21 protein-coding genes are annotated in these 25,276 nt (G+C 63.4%); 8 read left to right on the forward strand and 13 right to left on the reverse strand.

The window, feature by feature from the left end; all coding sequences use genetic code 11:
* Positions 1-12: 12 nt before the first annotated feature.
* Positions 13-1,815 carry a cation:proton antiporter domain-containing protein gene (locus tag AC56KZ_RS05225; protein WP_497161056.1) on the forward strand — a complete coding sequence of 601 codons (1,803 nt, stop codon included), beginning with the start codon at positions 13-15 and terminating at the stop codon, positions 1,813-1,815.
* Positions 1,816-1,848: 33 nt separating this feature from the next.
* Positions 1,849-3,099, forward strand: coding sequence for a CaiB/BaiF CoA transferase family protein (locus tag AC56KZ_RS05230; RefSeq protein ID WP_497161057.1), 1,251 nt, complete (start codon positions 1,849-1,851; stop codon positions 3,097-3,099).
* A 56-nt stretch (positions 3,100-3,155) separates the two neighbouring features.
* Here AC56KZ_RS05230 and AC56KZ_RS05235 read toward each other — a convergent pair whose 3' ends face one another.
* From AC56KZ_RS05235 to AC56KZ_RS05275, 9 genes are all read right to left on the reverse strand, one after another.
* On the reverse strand, positions 3,156-3,482 hold the full coding sequence (locus tag AC56KZ_RS05235) for a hypothetical protein (protein ID WP_497161058.1): 327 nt from the start codon (positions 3,480-3,482) through the stop codon (positions 3,156-3,158).
* 160 nt (positions 3,483-3,642) lie between these two features.
* Positions 3,643-4,731: a hypothetical protein gene (locus AC56KZ_RS05240; protein WP_497161059.1), complete on the reverse strand. Its 1,089-nt coding sequence runs from the start codon at positions 4,729-4,731 to the stop codon at positions 3,643-3,645.
* 55 nt (positions 4,732-4,786) lie between these two features.
* Complete coding sequence (locus AC56KZ_RS05245) at positions 4,787-6,322, reverse strand: hypothetical protein (RefSeq protein WP_497161060.1); 1,536 nt, start codon at positions 6,320-6,322, stop codon at positions 4,787-4,789.
* Positions 6,323-6,392: 70 nt separating this feature from the next.
* Positions 6,393-9,173: a type VI secretion system Vgr family protein gene (locus AC56KZ_RS05250; RefSeq protein WP_497161061.1), complete on the reverse strand. Its 2,781-nt coding sequence runs from the start codon at positions 9,171-9,173 to the stop codon at positions 6,393-6,395.
* 119 nt (positions 9,174-9,292) lie between these two features.
* A complete protein-coding gene (locus AC56KZ_RS05255; protein WP_497161062.1) occupies positions 9,293-10,516 on the reverse strand; it encodes an MFS transporter in 1,224 nt (407 codons plus the stop codon).
* A 9-nt stretch (positions 10,517-10,525) separates the two neighbouring features.
* Positions 10,526-11,410 (reverse strand): hypothetical protein, encoded by an 885-nt coding sequence (locus AC56KZ_RS05260; protein ID WP_497161216.1) that lies wholly within the window; start codon positions 11,408-11,410, stop codon positions 10,526-10,528.
* Positions 11,411-11,427: 17 nt separating this feature from the next.
* Positions 11,428-12,204: a hypothetical protein gene (locus AC56KZ_RS05265; RefSeq protein ID WP_497161063.1), complete on the reverse strand. Its 777-nt coding sequence runs from the start codon at positions 12,202-12,204 to the stop codon at positions 11,428-11,430.
* Positions 12,201-12,710, reverse strand: coding sequence for a hypothetical protein (locus AC56KZ_RS05270; protein WP_497161064.1), 510 nt, complete (start codon positions 12,708-12,710; stop codon positions 12,201-12,203). Before AC56KZ_RS05270 ends, AC56KZ_RS05265 begins: the two co-directional genes overlap by 4 nt.
* Before the next feature lie 37 nt (positions 12,711-12,747).
* The gene (locus AC56KZ_RS05275) at positions 12,748-13,038 is read right to left on the reverse strand and encodes a DnaJ domain-containing protein (protein WP_497161065.1); all 291 of its coding nucleotides are present in this window, start codon (positions 13,036-13,038) and stop codon (positions 12,748-12,750) included.
* 190 nt (positions 13,039-13,228) lie between these two features.
* Here AC56KZ_RS05275 and AC56KZ_RS05280 point away from each other — a divergent pair, with 190 nt between their 5' ends.
* The 3 genes from AC56KZ_RS05280 (at position 13,229) to AC56KZ_RS05290 (ending at position 17,956) form a co-directional block, all read left to right on the forward strand.
* Complete coding sequence (locus AC56KZ_RS05280) at positions 13,229-15,007, forward strand: glutamine--tRNA ligase/YqeY domain fusion protein (protein WP_497161066.1); 1,779 nt, start codon at positions 13,229-13,231, stop codon at positions 15,005-15,007.
* A 164-nt stretch (positions 15,008-15,171) separates the two neighbouring features.
* Positions 15,172-17,004 carry a sensor histidine kinase gene (locus tag AC56KZ_RS05285; protein ID WP_497161067.1) on the forward strand — a complete coding sequence of 611 codons (1,833 nt, stop codon included), beginning with the start codon at positions 15,172-15,174 and terminating at the stop codon, positions 17,002-17,004.
* Between the two features lie 205 nt (positions 17,005-17,209).
* Positions 17,210-17,956, forward strand: coding sequence for a glycine-rich domain-containing protein (locus tag AC56KZ_RS05290; protein WP_497161068.1), 747 nt, complete (start codon positions 17,210-17,212; stop codon positions 17,954-17,956).
* 96 nt (positions 17,957-18,052) lie between these two features.
* On the opposite strand, the gene AC56KZ_RS05295 is transcribed toward AC56KZ_RS05290, so the two are convergent.
* From AC56KZ_RS05295 to AC56KZ_RS05305, 3 genes are all read right to left on the reverse strand, one after another.
* Positions 18,053-18,316, reverse strand: a complete 264-nt coding sequence (locus AC56KZ_RS05295) for a hypothetical protein (RefSeq protein ID WP_497161069.1) — start codon at positions 18,314-18,316, stop codon at positions 18,053-18,055.
* A gap of 28 nt (positions 18,317-18,344) precedes the next feature.
* The gene (locus AC56KZ_RS05300) at positions 18,345-19,238 is read right to left on the reverse strand and encodes a sugar nucleotide-binding protein (protein WP_497161070.1); all 894 of its coding nucleotides are present in this window, start codon (positions 19,236-19,238) and stop codon (positions 18,345-18,347) included.
* 91 nt (positions 19,239-19,329) lie between these two features.
* On the reverse strand, positions 19,330-21,306 hold the full coding sequence (locus tag AC56KZ_RS05305; protein WP_497161071.1) for a right-handed parallel beta-helix repeat-containing protein: 1,977 nt from the start codon (positions 21,304-21,306) through the stop codon (positions 19,330-19,332).
* A gap of 322 nt (positions 21,307-21,628) precedes the next feature.
* Here AC56KZ_RS05305 and AC56KZ_RS05310 point away from each other — a divergent pair, with 322 nt between their 5' ends.
* From AC56KZ_RS05310 to AC56KZ_RS05320, 3 genes are all read left to right on the forward strand, one after another.
* Positions 21,629-22,657 (forward strand): CDP-6-deoxy-delta-3,4-glucoseen reductase, encoded by a 1,029-nt coding sequence (locus AC56KZ_RS05310; RefSeq protein ID WP_497161072.1) that lies wholly within the window; start codon positions 21,629-21,631, stop codon positions 22,655-22,657.
* A complete protein-coding gene (locus AC56KZ_RS05315) occupies positions 22,657-23,877 on the forward strand; it encodes an MFS transporter (protein ID WP_497161073.1) in 1,221 nt (406 codons plus the stop codon). The genes AC56KZ_RS05310 and AC56KZ_RS05315 overlap by 1 nt, the downstream gene beginning before the upstream one ends.
* Positions 23,878-23,949: 72 nt before the next feature.
* On the forward strand, positions 23,950-24,333 hold the full coding sequence (locus AC56KZ_RS05320; RefSeq protein WP_497161074.1) for an HPF/RaiA family ribosome-associated protein: 384 nt from the start codon (positions 23,950-23,952) through the stop codon (positions 24,331-24,333).
* Between the two features lie 56 nt (positions 24,334-24,389).
* Here the strand turns inward: AC56KZ_RS05320 and AC56KZ_RS05325 are convergent, their stop codons facing one another.
* Positions 24,390-25,205 (reverse strand): helical backbone metal receptor, encoded by an 816-nt coding sequence (locus AC56KZ_RS05325; protein ID WP_497161075.1) that lies wholly within the window; start codon positions 25,203-25,205, stop codon positions 24,390-24,392.
* Positions 25,206-25,276: the final 71 nt, after the last annotated feature.

Raw genomic sequence — 25,276 nt, forward strand, 5'->3', positions numbered from 1 at the left:
AGGCATTCCTCCGTGCAAGAGCAACACGCGTTCCCCTTCCTCCGTGAAATCATTCTGTTTCTCATCCTTGCCGGCATCCTCATTCCTACGCTGCAAAGATTGCGCATCAACCAGGTGGTGGGTTTCCTCGTTGTCGGTACCCTGCTCGGGCCCTTCGGCCTGGGCCTGTTTGCGGCGCGCTTTCCCGAACTGAGCTGGATCACCTTCCCCACCGGCCAGGGGGTGTCGATGCTGGCGGAAGTCGGCGTGCTGTTCCTGATGTTCATGATCGGCCTGGAACTCTCCGCCGCGCGCCTGTGGGCGATGCGGGCCTGGGTGTTTGGCGCCGGCACCGTGCAGGTGGTCGTCAGCGCGCTGCTGATCGGCGGCGTCGCCATGCTGGCCGGCCAGTCCCTGGCCACGGCAGCCATCCTCGGCGCGGTACTCTCGCTGTCGTCGACCGCCGTCGTCATGCAACTGATGAACGAGCAGAACAGCACCGGCACCCCGCTCGGCCAGGCGACGTTTTCCGTGCTGATGCTGCAAGACCTGGCGGTGGTACCGATCCTGGTGCTGATCGGCGTGCTGGCCGGTGGCGCTGACAGCAGCGGCGACGCCGGCGGCGCGGCGACGCTCGCGCTGGTCGCCCTGGCCAAGGCCGCGGGCGCGATCGCCCTGATCTACCTGGTCGGCCGGCGCGTCATCCATCCGACCTTCAAGGCCTTCGCGCGGCACCGCCAGCCCGACGTGTTCATGGCGCTGATCCTGCTCAGCACCTTCGGCATCGCCGGCTTGTCCGCCGCCGCCGGGCTGTCGATGGCGCTCGGCGCCCTGATCGCCGGCCTGCTGCTGGCCGAAACCGAATTCCGGCACGAAGTCGAACTCATGGTCGAGCCTTTCAAGGGCCTGCTCATGGGCCTGTTCTTCATGTCGGTCGGCATGAGCATGGACATGCGCATTGCCGTCGAGGCGCCGCTGTGGCTGGCCGCTGCCGTGCTGGGCCTGGTGCTGGTCAAGGCGACCGTGGTGACGCTGCTGTTTCGCGCCGCGCGCCTGCCCTGGTGCCGCTCGGTCGAGGGCGGCCTGCTGCTGGCGCAAGGCGGCGAGTTCGCCTTTATCGTGCTCGGCCAGGCCATGGCCGCGAGCCTGCTCGACCCCACGCTCGGCGCACGCGTCATGCTCGCGGTCGGCCTGTCGATGTTCATCACGCCGCTGCTGGCGCGCCTGGGAAGGGCGATCGGCGCGCGCGGCGAACGCGCTGCGATCGAACGCGGCGCGCAGGGGGACGAACAGGCCCTGGCGGCTGCCCGCGGGCAGATCGTCATCGCCGGTTTCGGGCGCGTGGGCCAGCAGCTGGCCAAGCTGCTCACGGCCCAAAACATCCCGTTCATCGCTTTCGAAAACGATGCCAGGCTGGTGTCGAAACTGCATGCGCAAGGCATCCCGGTCTACTTCGGCAATGCGATGCGCCCGGAGTTGCTGCGCCTCGTGAATGCCGAGGAAGCGCCGGCCATCGTCCTGACGATGGACAACCCGAAGTCGGCGCTGCAGGCCGTGCATGCCATCCGCCGCGAGTTCGAGGATGTGCCCCTGTTCGTGCGCTCGCGCGACGAAAAGCAGGCGCGCATCCTGAAACGTGCGGGCGCCACCGTGGTCGTACCCGAGACCCTGGAAGCGAGCCTGCAATTGTCGGCCTTCGTCCTCGAATCGATGGGGCTGGACGAACGCACCGTGGACGACATCGTCGACAACGAGCGCGACCTGTTTGCCGCCCAGCTCAACGATGCCGGCTTTCGCGAGGCCGGGACGCAGCGTGGCGAGGGAGGCCAGCTATAATCGCCTTCGTTCGAACCTGGTAAAGAGAGCAGAATGACTCCATCCGACTCCACCGACGCCGCCCCGAAGGCGCTCGGGCATATCCGCGTACTCGACCTCTCGCGCGTCCTGGCCGGGCCATGGTGCTCGCAAAACCTGGCCGACCTCGGCGCCGACGTGATCAAGATCGAACGCCCCGGCTGCGGCGACGACACCCGCGCCTGGGGTCCGCCCTACGCGAAGGACGCCGACGGCCAGGACACGGGCGAAGCGGCGTATTACCTGTCGGCGAACCGGGGCAAACGTTCGGTAACGGTGGATATCGCCAGCCCTGAAGGCCAGGCGCTGCTGCGCGAACTGGCGCGCCACTCGGACGTGGTGATCGAAAACTTCAAGGTCGGGCACCTGAAGCGTTACGGCCTCGATTACGAGTCGCTCAAGGCCATCAAGCCAGACCTCGTCTACTGCTCGATCACCGGCTTCGGCCAGGATGGCCCTTACGCGCACCGCGCCGGCTATGACTTCCTGATCCAGGGCATGGGCGGCCTGATGTCGGTCACCGGCGAACGCGACGACCTGCCCGGCGGCGGCCCGCAAAAGGCCGGCGTCGCCCTCACCGACCTGATGACCGGCATGTATGCGACGATCGCCGTGCTGGCCGCCCTCACCCACCGCGACCGCACCGGCGCCGGCCAGTACATCGACATGGCCCTGCTCGACACGCAGGTGGCGATGCTGGCCAACGTCGGCAGCAATTACCTCAACAGCGGCAAGGCGCCGAAACGCTGGGGCAACGCCCACGCCAACATCGTGCCTTACCAGACCTTCGCCTGTTCGGACGGCCACATCATCGTCGCCACCGGCAACGATGGCCAGTACCAGAAATTCGTCGAAGCCGGCGGCCGCCCCGAGCTGGCAAACGACCCGCGCTTCGCCACCAACCCGCTGCGCGTGCGGAACCGCGATGTCCTCGTGCCGCTGCTGGCCGACATGGTAGCCACGCGCGCGCGCGACGAATGGATCGCGCTGCTCGAAGCGGTGGGGGTGCCCTGCGGGCCGATCAACGACGTCGGCGAAGTCTTCGCCAATGAACAGGTGCAGGCGCGCGCGATGGCGCTCAAGCTGCCGCACCCCAGCGCCGGCCAGGTCACGCTGGTGCGCAGCCCGATGAAGATGTCGGCAACGCCCGCCACCAGCACGATGGCGCCGCCGCTGCTCGGCCAGCACACCGACGAAGTGCTGCGCGAGGTGCTCGGCAAGAGCGCCGACGAAGTAGCGGCGCTGCGCGAGCGCGGCGTTCTGTAGACAAAAAAGAGCCGGCCCCGCGTCCTGCGGGAGCCGGCTCCGTACTACGGCCGTGCTTAATGCAATTTGTGCTTGAAGTCGGACAGCTCGGCATGCACCCGGGTGACGACTGCCTCCAGGTGCGCGGGCATCCGCGGCGCCGAGCGGCTGATGCGTTTCGCTTCGTCGCCCATGTCCTCCAGGGTGTCGACGCACTGGATAATGCGCGCCTCATCGTTCGACTGCATTACATCGCGCGCCTGTCGTACCTCACGCGACATGCGTTCGATACAATCGCGCATCTCCGGCGGCGTATCCTGTGACGCCTTGCAGGCCTGCTCGGCTTCGCCGATGGTCTGCTGCAGATGGCTGTAGCGTTGCTGGATTTCGTTGGCTTGCAGCATGATGACCTCCTCAAAAGAGAGAGCGGACAATTCTAGCGCTGGTCGTAAATGGATGCGGTACGCGAGCACAGTAGCCTGCAAGCAATTCGTTATGCGGCACCCATACTGCGTCGCTTAACTCTGCATGTCACGCCTTAACCTGATACTAAGCTCGACTCCGCTAGCCCTGCGTTGCGTCCCACTGCCAGATAGACTTGCCGTAGTCCGAACACAGAGCAGGAAATCGCTCGCCGTACTTGAAATAGCGGTGCGAATTCATGTCGGCGGGTGAGAAGTAGTAGCCAGCTTTCGAACAGGTTTCACCTGCCTCGAAGCGTAATATTTCAGGCAAATCTTTATCGACTTCGATGGCGATCGGTTCGAACTCATCATTTACCAACTCGACATAGCACCAGCGCGACGGATGCGACGTGAATGCATTGTCAGCTACCAGGCTCGGAGCGAGATCCGGCGTCTTGGACTCATCAAAAAACGGATCGGATGTGAGGTCCGGATTTGACAAGTTCTGAAGCACGAAATGAAGCATGGCATCGCCATTGACCCACAGCATTGCTCTGCCCACCGCGGCTAAAGCGGCCTTGCCAGTTTCGTTGAAGCTGGTAGCGTCTAAAAGACGTCCATCCCGAGAGCCTGTCCATGCAAACTGTGGCGTCGCGTGAGGATCGTCCATCGACACATACACGCCTGTTTTAGGCGGCAGCTGACCGCTCACCGCTGCAATATCGGTTAAAGCTCGCAGTTTCGGAAGTACTGGAAATTGGTCCATGTGGTGTTGCCACGCCATCGTCAGTCCGAAATCATCCCATCTGGTCGCAATCACTGTCCGGTCCATCGTTTCATCAATATAGAGAGCGTACGTCGACAGATCCTCAAACATCCTGTCGAATTGATCCTGCTCTTCAGGAGCCATCCACTGTACGGATGATTCGCTGATACCTCGGCCGCACTGATAAGCCCCTGTCCTGTGGTACTTATTCGATCTTCGGTCAACGATATTTTGTGCAATGGAGCGCTGAAAATCGCCCAGGAAGGGCCACGCATTGTTCTCCCAATTTTCGCCCGTATCGCGGTTCCCCCACTGCTTACTTGTAAGGAAATTATCCCGGCCTTCGGCTTGGTTATCGTCTAGGATGCCTTCAGCAAAAACGCGGAGTGCACGTAGGCGATCTCTCAGACCTTCGAGGTAACTCAAGGATGAGAAGTGGTAAAGCAAAGCCACCTGCTTTTTTTGCCATGCAGTCAAATTCATGTCTGATTCCTATTGAAGAACGAATCGGCCTGCCAATGTTGAGCGAGACGTTCACTCATTTCTGAAGGACTGTACTTTGGCCCGACAGGGCCGGAAGCCCGATTTTTCTCGAAAATCCGGCACCCTCGAAATCCGTGTATCCCCACCCAGTCTCGAAGGGGCCGCTGATGTTTGGATGGGTAATCGATTCACGTATGGACACGTAATCTTTCTTCTGAGCTTCTGCAAGCCTCGCGTGTTCAGCCTGGGAAATCGCGTCTTTTAAAATATTTTTTTGGCTACCCTGCAATTTGTAAAAACGCATCACATCGTTCCGTGGATCTGTTCGCGCCACGTTAAAAACAATTTGTTCCCACCCGCCTTCCAGATGTCTATCTGGTAGAGCGTCTTTGGTTTGCCCAGATGCTGGCCCTCGCCATACCTTCAGGGACTCGCCGGCTTTAATCTCGTAGACTGCGAACTGACCATTTGCGTTCCAGTCAGGCCACACGGCCAAAAACTTTCGCCAGGCAGCACGAGGATCGGGTGAGTTTTGAATATCGTTAAAGACTTTTTCGCTAATCCAGCAGTCGCTCATAGCCCTGCTGTTCGGCGACAGAATACGGTAGAGCCGGCTAGGGCCTTTGATTTCAGCGGCAGTCATCGTATGAAACGATCGAATGTTATCTGCGCTTAGTGAGGGCCACCCTTGCTGTACCTTGGCGGCGACACGTGGTTGCATCTTTTCTACCTTCGCCTGCGTCCAACGTGGGGCAGCCCCGTCGCTGAGCCAGCTCGGCCGGGTGCGTGCATCACGCATCAGGGACACTGCGCTGGCTTCGGGTAAGGTGCCTCGGAAATGTACATTTCGTACATCGACTATGCCCTTCTGCCTCTGCAGTGCTTCCCGCTCCAGACGCAATATCACCGTGTCAACCAGATCCTGCGCTGGCTTGACCGCGCGAGCAAGGTGCGCGTCGGCTGCCAGGCGAATCTTTTTAATATCGGCCAGCGCCTGCTTGGCTTTACCGCCGAGCACTGGGACAATCGCGACTTTGCTGGTCATTACCTCAACGACCTTGATCGCCCTGTCAAACGCTGCGGTCGACTCGCTTGCACTGATCTTCGCGCGGACCACCCTGATCTCAGTCGCCAGCCATTTCAGCGCATCGTCCACTTTGCGCGCACGAAGATATTCCTGGACTCGACGTCGCCGGAGAAATGAGATGGTCCAACTCATCGCTCCATCGACCGCTTCCGATACTTTTTCCCCGCCGGATCTCCGGACAAACCCGAAGAAGATTTTCAGCACTCCTTTGACGAGGGAGCCCAAGGCCGGGAAGAGCCCGATAAGCGTCAACACTAGCGCGACCCAGTTCCAGACGTCGGTCTGGTCTTTTGAAAGCTTGCGGCAATTTGCGATGAGGTCGCGCAGATCGCATACCTGATCAACGAGGGGGATCATCGAAATACCGGCATCGACAAGAATTTGAGACGTCGACCTGTTTTCGTTAAAGTCGCCCTCGATCGCTTCCCAGAACCATACGAAAGGGTTTGAGCTGGCTTCGCGTGCTTCTTCCTCTCCAGTTGCCCATGCCAACGCGTCGCGCATTTGTGTCGCATTTACGTCTGTCATCAATGACCCCCAAGCTTGAGCAAGTATCAGAAAGGCGCTCCCTGAATCAGCCGACGAGCTTTTCCAGCGGATCGTGTGGCGGCTCCTTTGTCGGCTTACGGGGCGCGTAAACGACCTTCTTGACGGCTTTGTTCAGAACGTTCTCGTGCATTGCCTGTCCATCCGCGTCGAGGGTGCCGGACAATACTGTTCCTTCCTCAAAATGGATCTGGTAGTCGACTTCAGGGATTCCCTCTCCCAGTTCCGGATCGAGATAGTGCAAGGCGATCCAGTGTTTGGCCTCCTCGCTCAGTTCGCCGGGCAGGTTGGCTGAATTGGCCGCTTTGCGTGCGCCGCCGTCAAACAAATGCTTCCCACCCTTCACCGAAAACTTCCCCGGGCAAGCCATCGTGATATTTCCCCCCTCCAGCGTGATCGCCGACTGCCCCGCCTGCAGCACGATCTTTTCCCTGGCCTTGATCTCGATGCAGTCGTTTACCGAAATGATCGTGATTTCCTTGTCCGCTAAAATCTCCAGCGCATCGGTATGCGCCTGCAGCGATACCGGCCCGTTGCCGGCAATCGCCTGGATGCCGCCCGCGTGGGTGAACAGGCTGGCCGTGTTTGCCGCGACCGAAGACGCCGTGTGCGCCGCTGTCAGGTGCAGGTCCGACTGCGTCGTCCATGCCAGTTGCTGCCCCGCGCAGACCACGGTCGATGCCGGCGTGGCCCAGTTGATGCTGGCGGCGGAATCCATCAGCACGATCGACGCGCCGAATTGCTCGACCGGCTGCGACGCGTCCAGCTCGCGCGAACCGGGCTTGGCTTTCAGGGAGGATTGCCCGTTCACCGTCGCCGGATGCTTGCCCTTCGCCTTCGGATCGAGCTGCTCGATGAGCCCGGCCTGCGCCTTGGCAGCATCCATGCTGAACAGCGCCTGCTGCTGGGTGGCCGCGTCTCCCAGGGTCTGGCCGAGTGCGGCCGCGCTCGTCAATAGCGACAGCGCTTCTGCCGCGTCCATCTGCGTCGAGCTCACGCCGCTGCCCTGGCGAGGGCGGGCGCTGGTCGACAGCAGCACGCCCGCGCCGCCGCGCAGCACGGCCCAGGCGTCAGTGCGCAGCTCGAAACCGCTGCCGCGCCAGGCGCCGCGCTGGGCAGAGCCTGGGGACTGGTGGATCAGATGGCCGAGGTTGAGCTGGGTGGCGCCGAGGCTGGTCGCCAGGCGGGTGCGCAGCTGGCCAGGGGAATCGTCGACTTGCCACTGGTTGTAGCCGCCGCCGTCGAAATTCTGGGTGTGAATGCCGGACAGGACGCCCGCGTGCTTGGCGCCGGAATCGACGCCGGCGGCGAATGGCGGTGCGTCTGCGCCGTTGTAGAGCTGGGCGACGATGACGGGGCGGTCGATGTCGCCTTCGATGAAATCGACCAGCACTTCGGCGCCAATGCGCGGAGTGAACTGGGTGCCCCAATTGGGGCCGGCCAGGGCTTCGGCCACGCGCACCCAGGTGCCGGAGGTGTCGTTGCCGGGCGCGCAGCCTTCCCCGCCACTGTCGTGCGCCATGCCGCCCGGGTTCGGCGTGCGTCCGCGCTGCCAGGCGAACTGCACCTTCACCTGGTGGTCGCGGTTGGTGGTGGCGACCGCATCGTCCAGCCCGACGACCAGCGCACACTGCGGCCCGGGCGCGGTGGGCTGGTGCGGCCGGCACGTCAGCGCCGGCACGATTGAGACCGTCTCGCGCACGCAGGCGAAGCGGTTGCGGTAGCTGCCGCGCTCCACGCCAGCCGCGCTGCCGGCGATCCCGGTGCGGAAGTTGTTGCGCGCGTCGTGTTCGACCCAGAGCACCGTGAAAGCATTCTCGCCATCGGGGTAGCGATCGTGCCGGGTCAGGTTAAACGTGTGGCCGGCCGCCAGGCGCCGGACCGCGCCGGCGCCCTCGAATGCCTTGTTCTCCATCTCGAGGGCCTGCAGCATCAGGCGGCTGTGCGCGTCGGCCGCGCGCCGTTCGCTCGCGATGCGTTCGCCGCTGCCGTCGTAGAGCGGCATTGGCGGCAGGTCACCAGCGTCGAGGTTGGACTGCTGCTCGGCGCCGGGGGCGAGCAGTTGCGCGGGATCCCAGCTGCTGATACTCACGCCATTCGCCGCCAGCACGCGGCGCGCGCTGAATGCATCGATCGCGTCGTCTGTGTCGGTGGCGCGCACGCCATGAAAGCGTAGCGCCGCGATGCCCGGGGTAGCGGGCAGGCGCGCCGTCGAATCGAAAATGACAAGGCGGTGGCGTGCTTGTTCACCGTCTGCCGACTCGTGCTCGAAGCGCCAGCTCAGGCCTTCGGAGGCAAGCAGCCGCACCAGGAATTCCAGGTCGCTTTCGCGGTACTGGGTGCAGATGGCGCGCACCGGCAGTTGCTGGCTGATGTCGAAGTTGAAGGCGACTTGCGGGTAATCGGCCAGCAGTTCGGTCACGATCTCGCGTGCGCTCTGGTCCTGGAAAATATAGCTGTCGCGCCGCAGCGCCAGCAGCGCCAGGGCAGGTTCCAGCCGCAGCCGGTAGCACGCGAGGCCGCCGTCGGCCCCCAGCCACATCGCGCTGGTGCAGAGCCCGTGCCATTGGCGCCGTCCTCCGTCCGGTTGCAGCAACCCGACGCTGAGCTCTTCACCGAGGAAGATGTCTAAATCGAGGTCGGTGGAGGTACTGAGCGCATCGATATCGAAGGAAAACAGCTCGTTGACGGCTTCGCGGCCGCTGAAGCGCTCTGCTGCAAGCGCCTCGGGAAGCTCGCTGTCCTGGGCAGTGGTAAGGGTGATCAGGCGGGCATGCTGGCCGAGGCCAGTGCCGAACAAACTTGCCATTGCCATGCTCCTTCACATTTCCGGATGGATACCAACCGTCGATGTTACTGGAGCACCGGCAGGCAATGATGCCGGTGGGAATGACCCGCGTCAAAGCTTGAGCGGATTATGCGATGTGCTTATCCGGGTGGCGGTGCCGCAGGCGCGGCCGCGTCGATCGGCGCCAGGCCGCGCAGGCGCAGCGCGATCAGCATCGCGACGATCAGGATGGCGCCGAGCAGGATGACCACGCCGGACCAGCCGCCGTGTTCCCACACATAACCCGAAACCCAGCCGACCACGCTCGAGCCGAGATAGTAGAAGAAGAGGTAGAGCGCCGAGGCCAGCGCCTGCGGCGAGCGGGCGCGCCTGCCAACCCAGCTGCTGGCCACCGAGTGCGAGGCGAAAAAGCCGAAGGTGTACAGGCCGACGCCGGCGACGACGGCAACCAGGTTGCCGAGCAAGGTCAGCAGCAAGCCGGCGAGCATGATCGACAGCACCAGCCACAGCACCTTGCGCCGGCCCAGGCGGTCGGCCAGGCGGCCGGCCCACACCGAACTGAAAATACCGAGCAGGTAGAGCACCGACAGCGCGCCGACTGCGCTCTGGCGCAGGGAAAATTCAGGTCCGAGCAGCCGGTAGCCGATGTAGTTGTACAGGCTGACGAAAGAACCCATCAGCAGGAAGGACAAGGCGAACAGCCATGGCAGGCCGGCGTCGCGCGCGTGCCTGCCGATCCCTTCCCGCAAGCCGGCCAGCCCCCCCTGCCCCGGCCGGAAGCGTCTTGAGGCCGGCAGGCTGCGCCAGAATTCCCAAGCTGCATACAGGCCGGCTGCGCCCAGCACGCCGAGGGCTATGCGCCATGAATAAAAATCGCTGATGACCGAAGCCAGTACGCGCCCGGTCATGCCGCCGAAGGCACTGCCGCTGATGTACATGCCCATCGACAGGCCGAGCGAACTGCCTTCGATTTCTTCGCTCAGGTAGGCCATCGCCACGGCCGGCAGACCGCCCAGCATGAAGCCGAGCAGCGCGCGCAGCACCAGAAGCTGGGTGTAGTCCGTGGTGAATGCTGCGAGCAGGGTCAGGAAGCCGCCGCCGAGCATGGAAGCGGCCATCATGGGTTTACGGCCGAAGCGCTCGGACAGCACGCTCGACACCAGCAGCGAGATGGCCAGCGCCGCGGTGGAGATCGACAGGGCGAGGCTGCTCTGGGCCGGCGTCAGGGCGAAGTCCTGCGCCAGCAGGGGCATCAGCGGCTGCACGCTGTAGAGCAGCGCGAAGGTGGAAAAGCCGCCGAAGGCCATGGCGCGGTTGATGCGCCGGAAGTCGGCGCTGCCGGCGGCGATGGCGGGAGCGGGCATGGGGTGGTGTTACGGATATTCCGTATCGAGCTCCGCCCCGGCGTAATTCTCGAACTCCGCCACCAGCTGCTTCATCGGCGCCTTTGTCCGAATGCTCTGGAACAGGGTGCAGGTGTCGCGGTAGGCTTGCACGCGCTCGGCGATGATGGCTTTGTGCGGCGCCGGCACCTTTTCCAGCAGGGCCGCCCAGCCGGCTTCGAAGTCGGGATTGCTCTTGCGCACCGAGCGCACGAAACCCTCGAATTCCTTCTGGCCGGCGCGTGCGACGATGGTGCCGCCGCCGTCGATGGCGAAGATGATCGCCAGCGCGATCACGCCTTCGGCGTTCAGGTCCGGGTCGTTGATCGGGCCCTTGTAGTGGTTCTTGCGCAGCCACTGGGCGGCGCGCACGATCGCCTGCACGCCTTCGCGCTGGCGCACCTGGCCGAGGTAGCGCTCGTAGCCGGTCCAGGTTTCGCCCGGATCGGCCGTGCAGATGTCGACGAACAGCTCCTTCAGGCGCCGGTTCGAGTAGATCGGGTCGAGGTCGTATTCGCCGACCAGGGTGTCCTCGGGCAGTGCGGAGAGTTCGCGGATCATGCGGAAACCGGCCTGGAACACGTACTCGGCGCCATCGGCGATGAGGATGTCGAGAGCCGCGCTGTCGCCATCGGCCTCGCTGGCGTTGTCGACCAGCTGTTCCAGGCCGAGCGACATCCCGCCTACGGTCAGCATCAGCGCGCGCTGGATGCCTTCCGCCGTGCGGTCGTTGGTGAACTTCTCGGCCACCATCGCGGTGATCGAGGACAGTTCGTCGGCCAGCGCGATTGCCTCGTCGGCGTTGGCCTGGGTCGGCAGCAGCCGGATCGCCCGCACCAGGAGGGGCAGCCTCTCGATGACGATTGCGGGCAGCATCGTTGCTTGCGCTGTGCTCACGAGAAGATGTCCGAACCGATGCTCTTGCGCGTACTGCGGCGCGGCATGGTGCGCACCGACGGTACCTGCTTGCGCAGGCGCAGCAGCAGGTCGCGCGTGCTGCGCTGCTGGAAGGACGGGTCTTCGTCGGGATCATCCGGGAACTCGGCCTCGGCCATTTCGTTACTGTGGCGGAACTCGGGGAAGAGCTCGATGAGCGAACGCTCCCAGCCGTCTTCGCTGGCGCGCGCCAGGTCGATCGCCAGCGGCACGATGTCGCTGTCGGACGAGGTCTGGCCCGTGACGTAGCGGCCCTTGGCATTGATTTCGCCGGCCACTTCCATGATCTCTTTCGGCGCCAGCGACCACAGGATGGCGAACACGGTCGCGCCATGGTCGGTGGCGGAAGCCTCGGCCAGCAGGTCGTGGCGGCGGTCTTCGTCGTCGGTGGCATAGACCACGCCATGCACATGGTTGAACAGGCCCTCGGCAATGCGCTCGGGGTCGTCCTCGATCATGTTGTCGGGCCAGGTCGCGGCCATGTAGGCCAGGCTGTCGGCCCAGGCCTTGGCCGGGACCAGCATGGTCGCCAGCGAGGTCTTGCCGCCGTCGAAACCGGCCAGGTGCAGGGCCGTCACTTGCGGCGGCAGCGTCGCCAGCACTTCGGTCACGGCATAGTCGCCGTGTTCGTCGGCCGCCTTCGAGAATGCTTCCTCGGCGTGCTGCAGGGAGCCGGCCAGTACCAGTTCGCTGACCTGCTCGCGCAGCGCCGGCAGGTTCGCTTCATTGCTCATTCACGCTCTCCTTCGCCGTCGAAGATTCCGGTAAACTCGTCGGTCGCGGCCACGTCGTCCATCTCGTCGTCGTCGCCGTCGTCGTTCCTTCCGAGCTGCTCGAGCGACTGGTCCTCGTCTTCCCAGCGCTGCTGGTGCTTGAACAGGAAGGCGGTGATGATCGCCTGGCGCGCCAGTTCCGGGTGGTTGGCAGTCATTGCCGCGTACATCGCCGCGCCGTCCTCGCCCGTGCATTCGGCCATCGCGAACACGCCCGCTGGGTCGCCACCGGCATAGTCGGCCGCTTCGCGCAGCAGTCCCTTCGGGTCGAGGAACTTGATCTTGTCAACGAGGGCGAAGGCCATCAGGTTGACGTCGTCGATCCCGGAGCCGCCGGCATACTCGGATACCAGCGCGCCGACCATCATGTCGTAGTTCTTGCGGTTCGGCGGATCGCCCAGGGTGCCGTCGATCTGGCCTTCGAGTTCGCGCGACTGGTAGGCGAATTCCGGATGTACTCTTTTCATTGATAGTCCTTAAATTGCAATGGGTGCGTCCACGCGCTCACGGCTGCAGCGTGACGCCGTTCAGCGCGAAAAGCGAGCGCCACAGCTCGAAGGCTTCGGCTTCGGCGTCGAGCACGATGCGGTGGTTGACGCTCTGGTTGTATTCCTCGCGCCTGGCGCGGTCCGACAGGATTTCGTAGGCCTTGGTGACGGCCTTGAAGCGCGCCTCCGCACCCGGCGCGTCGTTGCGGTCGGGGTGATAGCGCATCGCCAGCGAGCGGTAGACCTTCTTGATGTCTTCGTCGCTGGCATTCGGCGCGACGCCGAGGATCGCGTATAAATTTTCCACGTTTGGAATTCTCCGGCTGGTGCCGAGGGACGGCAAAAAGAGATTATCCTATAGAAAGGGCCAACGCGACACGTGCGTCCAGTATGACCGGAGCATAAAGGGCGAACCGTGCGCTTTACCACATAGCCGGAACGCCTGTGCATGTCTACGGTAAAATGTCTCCTACTTTACCCATCCAGACCCCGACTTCATGAGCAACGAGAAGAACAAACCGGCGGCGGCAAACACGCCTTCGTCGACGCCCGCATCGCCGCCTTCCTCTAATTTCCTGCGCGCCATCATCGACAACGACCTGGCGGCCGGCACCCACGCGCGCGAAGGCATGCCTTCGGTCATCACCCGTTTCCCGCCGGAGCCGAACGGCTACCTGCACGTGGGCCACGCGAAATCGATCTGCCTCAACTTCGGTCTGGCGCGCGACTATACCGGCCGCTGCCACCTGCGTTTCGACGACACCAATCCCGAAAAGGAAGACCAGGAATACGTCGACACGATCATGGACAGCGTCAAGTGGCTGGGCTTTTCGTGGGAGCAAGGCGGCGAAGAATACCTGCACTACGCGAGCGATTATTTCGACCAGCTCTACGCGATGGCCGAGTACCTGATTCAACAGGGCTATGCCTATGTCGACAGCCAGAGCGCCGACGACATGGCGAAAAACCGCGGCAACTTCGGCACGCCCGGCACCAATTCGCCGTTCCGGAATCGTCCGATGCAAGAGTCGCTGCAGCTGTTCCGCGACATGAAGGCCGGCAAGTACAAGGACGGCGAGCACATCCTGCGCGCAAAGATGAGCGAGGATGCAATGGCGTCCCCGAACATGACCAACCGCGACCCGGCCCTGTACCGCATCCGCCATGCGCACCACCACCGCACGGGTGACGACTGGTGCATCTACCCGATGTACGACTACACCCATCCGCTGTCGGATGCACTCGAGTCGATCACCCATTCGATCTGCACGCTCGAATTCCAGGATCACCGCCCGCTCTACGACTGGCTGGTCAATACCCTGGCCGACGGCGGCTTTTTCGCGCGCCCGGTGCCGCGCCAGTACGAGATGTCGCGCCTGAACCTGACCTATGTCGTGATGTCGAAGCGCAAGCTGCGCCAGCTGGTCGACGAGAACATCGTCACCGGCTGGGACGACCCGCGCATGCCGACCATCGTCGGCCTGCGCCGCCGCGGCTACACGCCGGAATCGATCCAGCTGTTCTGCGAGCGCATCGGCGTCTCCAAGTCGGACGGCTGGATCGACATGAGCACCCTCGAAGGCGCCCTGCGCGACGACCTCGACCCGAAGGCGCCGCGCGCGATTGCCGTGCTGCGTCCTTTAAAACTGATCGTCGACAACTTCCCCGAAGGCGAAGCGCATCCCTGCACCTCGCCGGTTCATCCGCACCATCCCGAGATGGGCCTGCGCAGCTTCCCCTTCACGCGCGAACTGTGGATCGAACAGGAAGATTTCATGGAAACCCCGACCAAGGGCTATTTCCGCTTCACGCCGCCAGTCGGGGAGCAGCCGGGCAGCCGCGTGCGCCTGAAGTACGGCTATGTCGTCGAGTGCACCGGTTACGACAAGGACGAGAACGGTAAAGTGATCGCCGTGCACGTCAACTATTTCCCGGATTCGAAATCGGGCACGCCGGGCGCCGACAATTACAAGGTCAAGGGCAATATCACCTGGGTCAGCGCCGCCACTGCACTGGAAACCGAAGTGCGCCTGTACGACCGCCTGTTCAACGATCCGCATCCTGACGCCGGCGGCAAGGATTTCAAAGCCCTGCTCAACCCGAACGCGCTGGAAACCGTGACGGCCTACCTCGAGCCGGGCATGGCGGCGGCCCTGCCCGAGCAGCGTTTCCAGTTCGAGCGCCATGGCTATTTCGTGGCCGACCAGGTCGATTCGCAACCCGGCAAGCCGGTGTTCAACCGCGTCACGACGCTGAAGGACAGCTCGGGCAAGTAATCGTCCCGATGCTGCTGTCATCGATCCCGCCCCGGGCAAGCCGCGGCGGGATTTTTTTCGTCGATACGCGCTGCGCCGCAACTGGCAGACCTGCTAGGTTTCATGCAGGGGCGGTCTGGGCGATTCTGATTCAAATCAAACAAGCCATCTCACCTGGACAAGAAATGGGCATCATGGCCGACCCGGTCACGCGGATGAGATCGATCAAACTGAATTCCTGGTTAGGCGCCCTGCTATCGCTGAGCGTCGGCGTCGGCTTGTATGTCAGCACCAGCCAGGCGATCGAAAACGACGCCCGCACCCGCTTTGGCCATATGGCGCGCAACGTCCAGTCCATCCTGGATGGGCGCATCAAGACCTATACCGACTTGATGCGCGGAACGGCCAGCCTGTTCCTGACGACCGACACCGTGACCCGCGATGCATTCCGGCGCTATGTAGCGGGCCTTGACCTGCCGCACAACTTCCCGGGCGTCGACACCATCAATTTTGCCCACCACTTCCTGGACGCTGAACGCGGCCGGTTCGAAGCGCAGGTGTTGCACAACATCGATGGGCGCGGGCGCAACGCGCAGATCAGGCCCGAGGGACGGCGCGCTGAGTACACGGTCCTGAGTTTCATGGAACCGGGTAGCGCCTGGGCGAACCGGATCGGCATCGACATGCAGGCCAATCCGACGGCTCCGGCACAACTGGCGCATGCGCGCGACACGGGCGAAGTCCTGACCTCCGGCGGGCCGGTCCGTTCAGGATCGAAGGTGATTGGGCTGGCAATGCGCTTTCCGGTGTACCGCGCCGACATGTCCCAGAAGGGTGTAAGCGAGCGCCGCGCCGCCTACCTCGGCTCAGTCGGGATCGGATTCAGCGTCAGCAGCCTTGCGCAGGGCGTGCTTGACAACACGCCGGCAAACGCGACGCGGCTCGTGATTTCCGGAATGACCCCCGTCGCCCATTCCGACAAGCCAGGCGGCTATGTGCGCACCGTGTTGTTCGATAACCGGCCGGGAGCCATCCCCGACCAGCAGGCCGAGTTCCGGGCGCTGTTGCCCCTTGGTCCAGGCGGACGCGGGTGGGACATTGATTTCACGGTCAAGAAGCGCAGCATGTACTCCGGCATCGACAGCTTCCTGCCCTGGGTATCGATGTTGGCAGGCATGGTCAGTACCGCCCTGCTGTACGCGCTGTTCCAGACACTCAGTTCCTCGCGCCGGCGCGCTATCGGGCTGGCCGAAGAAATGACGGAAGAATTGCGGGCCAGCGAAGCGAAACTGCAGAAAACCAACGACAACTTGCGTCGCCTGGCCGCCCACGCCGAAAGCATCAAGGAAAGCGAGCGCAAGCGTATTGCGCGCGAGATCCACGACGACCTCGGCCAGAACCTGCTGGCGCTGCGCATCGAAGTCGACCTGCTGGCCTCGCGCACCAACAAGCGCCACCCGCGCCTGCACACACGCGCCCAATGGATGCTCGAACAGATCGACGCGACAATCAAGAGCGTGCGCCAGATCATCAACGACCTGCGTCCGAATGTGCTCGACCTGGGCCTGACGGCGGCGGTCGACTGGCAAATCGCCGAGTTCCGGCGGCGCACGGGCTTGGCCTGCGAACTGGTGTCGCACAACCACGACCTGCATGTGAGCGATCGCTGCGCAACGACCCTGTTCCGCATCCTGCAGGAATCGCTCACCAACGTGTCGCGCCATGCCCGCGCCAGTGCCGTGCGGGTCGAACTCGCGGTCGATCCTGACTCGATCTCGATGACGGTCAGCGACAACGGGGTCGGCCTGCTCCAGACCGGCGGCCAGAAGTCAGGGTCGTTTGGCCTGGTCGGTATCGAGGAAAGGGTGCGCATCCTTGGAGGCAAGTGCCTTATCACGAGTGGACCGGACCGTGGCACGACCGTCCACGTGTCGATTCCCGCCGCCGACAACCTGCTGGCCATCGCTCCCGGGCCGGCAGTTCCCAGCATGTCCAAACCCGTCTTTGACCGCATGTAGCGTATTTACCGCAGGAAATTTGTTGACGCCACACAAGTTGCGCAAGGTCAACGATTTCCGCAGGTTTGCGGTAGAGAATCGTCCTTAATGCTTCTCGTCAAACAAGCTTTTAAGGAGGATTTACCATTCGCCAGCACGCCCTCATCGATCGCCCGCAGTTCACAACAAAATAAACAATGCAGTAGCCAAAACCAAAGGATAGATCATGATCTCGAATAACGACTTCGCCCGTATTGCTGCTCTGGATTTGAACCCGATCAAGACAAAATTGATGCACAAGCAATCCGGCGAAGGCTGGTCGCGCGAACACGCCAACGCCGTCGAAACCGAGTACCGCCGTTTTCTGTATCTGGCCAAGGCCTTCCCCCAGGTAGAGACGGCGCCCCTGGTCGATGTCGACACCTTTTGGCACTACCACATCCTCGACACGATGAAGTACGCTCGCGACTGCGAGCAGGCTTTCGGTTACTTTTTGCACCATTCGCCCTACCTCGGCATCGAAGGCGACGATGCCGTCGAGATGCAGCATCAGGCGGGCGAGCGCATGCGTGAGTTGTACGAGTCCACGTTCGGCATGTCGTATGTGCGTCCGCTGCGCACCGATGGCGCTCTGGAAGCTGCCGATGTGCAAACGGCCTGGGCGCCCTCCATGACCCAGGCCGCCAACTCGGCGTATTGCATCGGCGTGCCGCAACATGGATTTGCGACGGCAGCCGGTCCTCAGACCGCGTATTGCATCGGCGTGCCGCAAACAGGCGCCGTCAAAGCAGCCGATGTACAGACCGCTTATTGCATCGGTGTGCCGCAAGTGACCGGTTCGAATGCTGCCGCCTTGACGACGGCGTACTGCATCGGCGTACCGCAAGCGCTGACAGCCAGGGCGGCCCCTGGCGTGGCCAAGGCAGCCGATGTCCAGACGGCCTATTGCATTGGCGTGCCGCAAGCCGCCTGAGCGCAAACAGTCCGGATCGTCCCGCCGATCGGCAAGCTGCCACGGCGGGATTTTTTTCGAGAAACGGATGTGGCGAACCTGTCCAGACGATCCTGCTCAGGGTTTCTTTGCCTGGCTCGTACGCAGTTGCTGCCTTTCCTGCGTCTTCTGCTTGTTCTGCTTGCCTTCGAACAAGGCCTTCGCTTCTTTTTTCGCCTGGTCGAGCGTGCGCATGGCCTCGTGATCGTCGTGCGCCACGAAATAATCGTCCGCCTGCGCGTCGACCACCAGCTTGATGGCGGCGTCGTCGTCGAGTTCGTAGATCTCGGTGAGCAGGGTCGTGATTTCGTCGAGGAAGGCTTCGTAGGTCAGGGTCGTCATGGTAGTGGCTCTTTATGAAATCAGGCCGTCATTCTACCAGCGGCCATTGCGCCAGGGCGTGCTGGACGTCGGGATAGCGCAGGCGCACGCCGAGCTCGCGCCGCATGCGCGTGTTGTCGAGGCGGCGCGATTCCGACATGTACGACATCAGCACCGGCGAGACCACTGCGCGCAGCTCGGCGCGCGGCAGGCGTGGCGGACGTGGCAGCCGGGCGGCGTCGGCGACGGCGTCGAAATAGTCGGCCATTTTGAGGCGGGTGTCGTCGGTCGCATGGTAAACCCGGCCGGGGCGCGCGCGAAACAGCGCCAGCGCGACGATGTGCGCCAGGTCATCGGCCTGGATGTGGTTCGTGTAGACGTCGTCTTCAGGCCGCAGGGCCGGCGTGCCTTCGCGCAGGCGTTTCAGCGGCAGCCGCTCGCGCGCATAGATGCCGGGCACGCGCAGGATGGCGGCGCTGCCGCCGGTCCGCATGGCCCAGCCGCGCAGCACGCGCTCGGCGTCCACGCGGCGCCCGGCGCGTGCATTTTTCGGCGCCACGCTGCGCGTTTCGTCGATCAGCGCACCGCCACAATCGCCGTACACGCCGCTCGTGCTGACATACACCAGCGTCGCTCCCGCCGGCAGCACGGCAACCAGGCTGCGCGTGCGGACATCGCGCGCACCTTCGGGACGCGGCGGCGCCAGGTGCACCACATACGGCGCCAGCCCGCGCAGGCGCGCCAGGCTGGAAGGCTGGTCGAGGTCGGCAACGAGGGGGACCGCGCCCGCCGCCCGCAGCGCGCCGGCGCGTTCGGGGTCGCGCGTCACCGCAAACACGCGAAAGCGCGTGCACAACAGGGGCAGCAGGCGCATGCCGACGTCGCCGCAGCCGATCAGCAGCAGGCGCGGGCGGGAAAATCGCAGTCGATGAGGGGGCTTCATGCCGCGATTGTAAGCAAAACCCAGGCAAAACCGGGCACCGCAGTGAACTGGGGTGCCCGGTTGGGTTCTTGCGGCTAGTTCCTGCTGCTGCTTACTTGATCACGCTCGAGTAGGCGCAGCTCTTGACGACGCCGTTGATTGGATCGCCGAACACCCAGTTATTGCAGCCGATCGAAGCGGTTCCGGTCCGGATCGAGAAGCTGGTGCCGGCACCATAGCGAACCTCGCGCGTACCGCTGAACGAGCAGCTACCGCCTTCGACCGCGCAGGCGGTCCAGGTCACGGCCGGGGCCGGGGCTGGGGCCGGGGCTGGCGCCGGGGCTGGAGCTGGCGCCGGGGCCGGGCTTGTATCAGTGCTGGTGCTCGAAAAACTGCAGGACTTCGTCACACCGGGCGCCGGGTCGCCGAATACGGCGTTCGAGCAGCTGACCGAGCCAGTCACGGTCCGGGTCACGAAGTTGGTGCCGACACCATAGCGAACCTGGCGCGTACCGCTGAACGAGCAGGTGCCGCCTTCAATTGCACAGATGGTCCAGGAATCGACCGGGGCTGGCGCTGGGGCTGGGGTCGGGGCTGGTGCTGGCGCGGTGCCGGTGCTCGAAAAGCTGCACGACTTCGTGACACCCGGGGTCGGGTCGCCGAATACCGCGTTCGAGCAAGCGATCGAGCCAGTGACCATTTTCGTGACGAAGGTGGTGCCTGAGCCATAACGTACTTCGCGCGTTCCCTCGAAGGCGCACACGCCGCCTTCAGTGGCGCATGTGGTCCAGCCGGAAGTTGGTGCCGGTGCTGGCGCTGGTGCTGGTGCTGGCGCCGGTGCCGGTGCCGGTGCCGGCGTCGGTGCAGGCGCCGTGGCCACGCCGGCTTCGTAGGCGCCGATGTCGATCGTGCCGACGCTCGTACGGAGCGCGCTGGCAGCCGTATGCTGGTAGTGCGCAACCGGGCTCAGCTCCAGACCGGCTGCCGACCTGCCCGGCAGCGAACCGCCATTGATCATCGGCGAATTTACGGCAGGCAGAAGGTCGAAAGCGGCGCGGTTGACAAAGGCCGGGGCTGCGGAACGGTAATTCGTCCTGTCGATTGCGCTGGCCTGATTGGTGGTGGTACCAACACCGGCAAAAATATTATTTTGCAGCAGGACAGGCGTCGTGACGCCGGAACCGACCATGACGAAGGTGCCGCCCGAACCATAATCATTCAGGAAGGTATTGTTGACGACGTACAAATCCTTGCCGGGGTTGGTCGCCCCTTCCTCGCCATACGCCAGGATATTCGGATTCTGGTTCGCCGACGGCTGCTGGATGACGTTACCGATCACATACGAGGTACCGGCATTCGGCAGGTTGATTTCGTAGCTGGGCTGGCCTGCGGCGGTACTGCCGGTCTGTCCCGGCGCCAAGCTGGAAAAGCGGTTGTACAGGATCGAATTGACCTGGGCACGCGATTTCAGGTTATGGCCGACGCGCGCATCGTGCGAAAAATTGTAGCGGAAGGTCAGCGTGCGGACATTGCCGATATACACGTTGTGCGAGTAACCGTCGCCGAAGCCATTGTAGCCAAACTCGTTGTACTCAAGGACAATGTCGCTGGCGGTATTCACGCCACTCAAGATACCGTTCTCGTTATCGTGCAAGAAGCTCTTGCGCAGCGTAAAGCCAGTGCCTTCCAGGCGCAGTGCAGCACCGTTCTGGTCGGGAACCTTGGCGCCCAGCATTTCGACGTTCTCGATCGTCACATTGTTGCCGACCACGACCCAGGTGCCTTTGCCCATGGCATTGGCGCCGGCCGCGTCGATTTTCGGGCGGCCATTCACGCCACGCACAGTGAGGTTGTGGCGATAGATGCCGCAGACGTCGCGGGAATACGTGTTGTTACCGGCGATTTCGACGGTATCCCCATCCTGTGCAGCGGCGAACGCGGCGCAAGGCGTGGCAAAGCTGAGGCCAGGACCGACCGACAGTGTCGCAGCCGAGGCGGCGCCTGCGGCAGACAGGGAAACCAGCAGCAGGGAAGCGAGAGCAGTAGCTTTCTGACGCGCGTTGTTCAGTGGAATGATTTGAGCTTGCATGGAAATATGTCCGCTTGGAAAAAGGGACATTTAAACCCATTTCCTAGTGGCAAATGTGAAAAGTTCCCGAAAATAAGGCGTGTAATTCGTAAAAATTTGTAACCGAGTGGTAATTTATGAAAGATTTAATGCGATTTTAGAGCCAATTTCTCATCATTTGCTTCAAAATGGCAACTTAAATTGTTAAATCGAACGATTGCCTTTGACTAAGACTGGGTTTCGAAAAGCGCTATCCGGGTCGGGTAAAATGCTGTTTACCATCACCCATCCAGACTTTGTCGATCCCACTTCTGGCCTTTGCAACGATTACCGAGTAAACAGCATGAGCTTCCTGATCACCGTCCAGCCCAGCAGCACCCAATTCGCCTGCGAAGCCGACGAAACCATCCTGTCGGCTGCCATCCGCGCCGGCGTCGGCCTGCCTTACGGCTGCAAGAACGGCGCCTGCGGTTCGTGCAAGGGCAAGGTTCTCGATGGCGCGGTGGTGCACAGGCCGCACCAGGCGCGCGCCCTGACCGATCAGGAAAAGCTGCAGGGCATGTCGCTGTTCTGCTGCGCGCTGCCGGGCGGCGACCTCGTGATCGAGGCACGTGAAATCGGCGGCAGCAGCGACTACCCGATCCGCAAGATGCCGAGCCGGGTCCAGTCCATTACGCGCGCCGCGCCGGACGTCGCGATCGTCACGCTGCAGCTGCCCGCCAACGAGGCCCTCGCCTACCGCGCCGGCCAGTACGTCGAATTCCTGCTGAAAGACGGCAAGCGCCGCGCCTACAGCATCGCCAGCGCGCCGTCGCTCGAGCGTCCGCTGGAACTGCACATCCGTCACCTGTCCGGCGGCCTGTTCACCGACCATGTCTTCGGCGCAATGAAGGAGCGCGACATCCTGCGCTTCGAAGGACCGCTCGGCACCTTTTTCCTGCGTGAAGATTCCAACAAACCGATCGTGCTGCTCGCTTCCGGCACCGGTTTCGCGCCGGTCAAGGCCCTGGTAGAGCACCTGATGCACCTGAAGTCGACCCGTCCCGTGCGCCTGTACTGGGGCGGGCGCCGTCCGCAAGACCTGTACATGCACGAGCTGTGCGAAGCCTGGGCGGCCACCCTGCCCGACTTCCAGTACGTGCCGGTCATTTCCGACGCACTGCCCGAACATGGCTGGCTCGGGCGCACCGGCTTCGTGCACGCGGCGGTGATGCAGGACATTCCGGATCTTTCGGGCTGGCAGGTGTATGCCTGCGGGGCGCCGGTGATGGTCGACGCGGCGCGCAGCGAGTACGTGGCGCATTGCGGCTTGCCGGCCGAAGAGTTTTTTGCCGATGCATTCACGACCGAGGCAGACCTGGCGCAGGACTGATGTTCCTGCGCAACCGCAACCTCGCCTTCTACCTGTCGGCACGCTTCCTCGGCACCCTCGCTGTCCAGATGCAAAGCGTCGCCGTCGGCTGGCAGGTGTACCAGATCACCGGCAGCCTGTTCGACCTCGGCCTGATCGGCCTGGCGCAGTTCGCGCCCTTCCTGGTGCTGATCCTGTGGGCAGGGCACGTCGCCGACCGTTATGACCGGCGCAAGATCATCGTCGCCTGCATGCTGACCCAGTTGCTGGTGAGCGGCCTGCTGCTAGCCTTTACGGCCAGCGGCAGCCGCGTGGTCTGGCCCGTATTCGCCGTGCTGGTGCTGTTCGGCAGCGCGCGTGCCTTCATGGCGCCGGCTTCCCAGGCGGTGCTGCGCAACCTGGTGCCCGACCAGGACTTCAGCCGGGCGGTGGCGCTGTCCTCCTCGACCTTCCACGTGGCCGTGATCGCCGGACCGGTACTCGGCGGCCTGCTCTACGTCTTCGGGCCGACCACGGTCTACATGATCTCGGCCGCGCTGCTGGCGCTGGCGACCCTCTTGATGGCCTCGACCAGGAGCGCGCCGCAAGTGCGCAGCAGCGGGCCGGCCAGCTGGCACACCCTGCTCGAAGGCCTGCGCTTCGTGCGCTCGCGCCCGATCGTGCTGGGCGCCATTTCGCTCGACCTGTTCGCGGTATTGTTCGGTGGCGCCACCGCCCTGCTGCCGGCCTACGCCCACGACGTGCTGCATGCCGGGCCGACCGCGCTCGGCTGGCTGCGTACGGCCCCGGGCGCGGGTGCGGCCCTGTGCTCGATCGCGCTCGCCTTTTTCCCGCTGCGGCGCCGGGTCGGGGCCTGGATGTTCGGCGGCGTGGCCGTGTTCGGCCTGGCCACGCTGACACTCGGCTTCACGGACAATTTCGCCATCGCCCTGGCCGCCCTGTTCCTGCTGGGCGCGGGCGACATGGTCAGCGTCTACGTACGCCATCTGCTGGTGCAGTACGAGACGCCGGACGAGATCCGCGGGCGGGTCAGCGCCGTCAACGCCGTCTTCATCGGCGCGTCGAACGAACTCGGGGAATTCGAATCGGGCGTCACCGCCGGCTGGTTCGGCCTGGTGCGCGCCATCCTGCTCGGCGGCGCCGCGACCCTGGTCGTGACCGGGCTGTGGGCCGTGCTGTTCCCCGTCCTGTCGAAAATGGACCGCTTTCCCCATCACCGTGAAGAAGGAAAGCCGGGCTAGCGTGCGGAACGCGGTAAAAATGGCGCAAAGTGTAAGATTGGCTTCAAGATTTTTGATAGGGGAGCCATCTTTATGCAAATTAATGTCAACACCGACCGCACCATCGAAAAACACCAGGGCCTGGACGAGCATGTCGAAAGCGTCGTAAAAGACCAGATCGGCCGTTTCGACCAGGTTCACCGCGTGGAAGTGCACCTGAGCAACGAGAACAGCCAGAAGCAACTCGACGGCGGCAACCGCTGCATGATGGAAGCCCACGTGACCGGCTACGCGCCAGTCGTCGTCAACGAACATGCAGTCAACCTGCACCAGGCCATCACCCAGGCCGGCGGCAAGCTCAGGCGCGCGCTCGACAGCGCCATCGGCCGCCTGAATGACAAGGGCCGCCGCGAACCGCTGCCGATTGGCGACGACATCGAACCTGAACAGGACAAGAACCTGACCAGCGGCATGTAATAAAGAATGGGCGGCGCCCCTGGCGCCGCAGCACGAGGAAGGGCCGCCGAGCTGTTCTACCCGGCGGCCCTTCCTTCGACCATCGCGCGCAGTGTGTGCAGGTAACGCAGGCCTGCAAGCGCCCGGCTGCCATACCAGGACATCATTTCTCCGTCGACGAGGAAGACGGGAATGCCGAGCTGTTTTTCCAGGGCATCGGCATGCGATTCCGTAAAACGATAGGGCTCGGTCGACAACAGCACCGCGTCGAGCCCGGCCACCAGGGCGTCGGACCAGGCGAAACGCGGATAGCGCGCCGGATCGGGCAAGGCGGGCAGCTGCCAGCCGAGTTCGGCCAGCATGCGTGCGATATAGGTATCGGCGGACACGCTCATCCACGGGTCTTGCCAGATGCAGTAGAGCACCCTCACTGGCAACCCCGGCGCCATCGACCGCAGCCGCGCATGCTCGGCCTCGAACTCGGCGCACCAGCGCTCGGCCGCGGTTTCAGCGTTGAAGATGCCGCCCATCAGGCGCGCCAGCGCCAGGTTGTCGAGCGGCGCCACCGGGTGCGTGACGACGATGTTGGGCACAAATTCGGCGAGCGCGGCGACGGTCGGCTTTTCGTTCTCGTCGATGTTGACGACGAGGTGGCTTGGCGCGAGCTTGCGGATTTTTTCGATGTTGACGTCCTTGGTGCCGCCCACTTTCGGGATCGCCGCCACCACGCTCTCCGGATGGATGCAGAAACCGGTGCGGCCGACCAGCTGCGCGGCCAGGCCCAGGTCGCACAGCAGTTCGGTAATCGATGGAACCAGCGAGACGATGCGCGCATCGGGCGCCGGCTGGTGGACGACGCCCAGGGCGTCGACAAGATGGTGTGGGGAAGTCATGGTCCCTATTGGAACATCCCTGTCGCAGGAATACCAGCCCCGCGGGACCGCAGGATCCGGTCCTCCTGCCT

The sequence above is a fragment of the Telluria sp. LT2P34 genome (genome assembly GCF_059685915.1).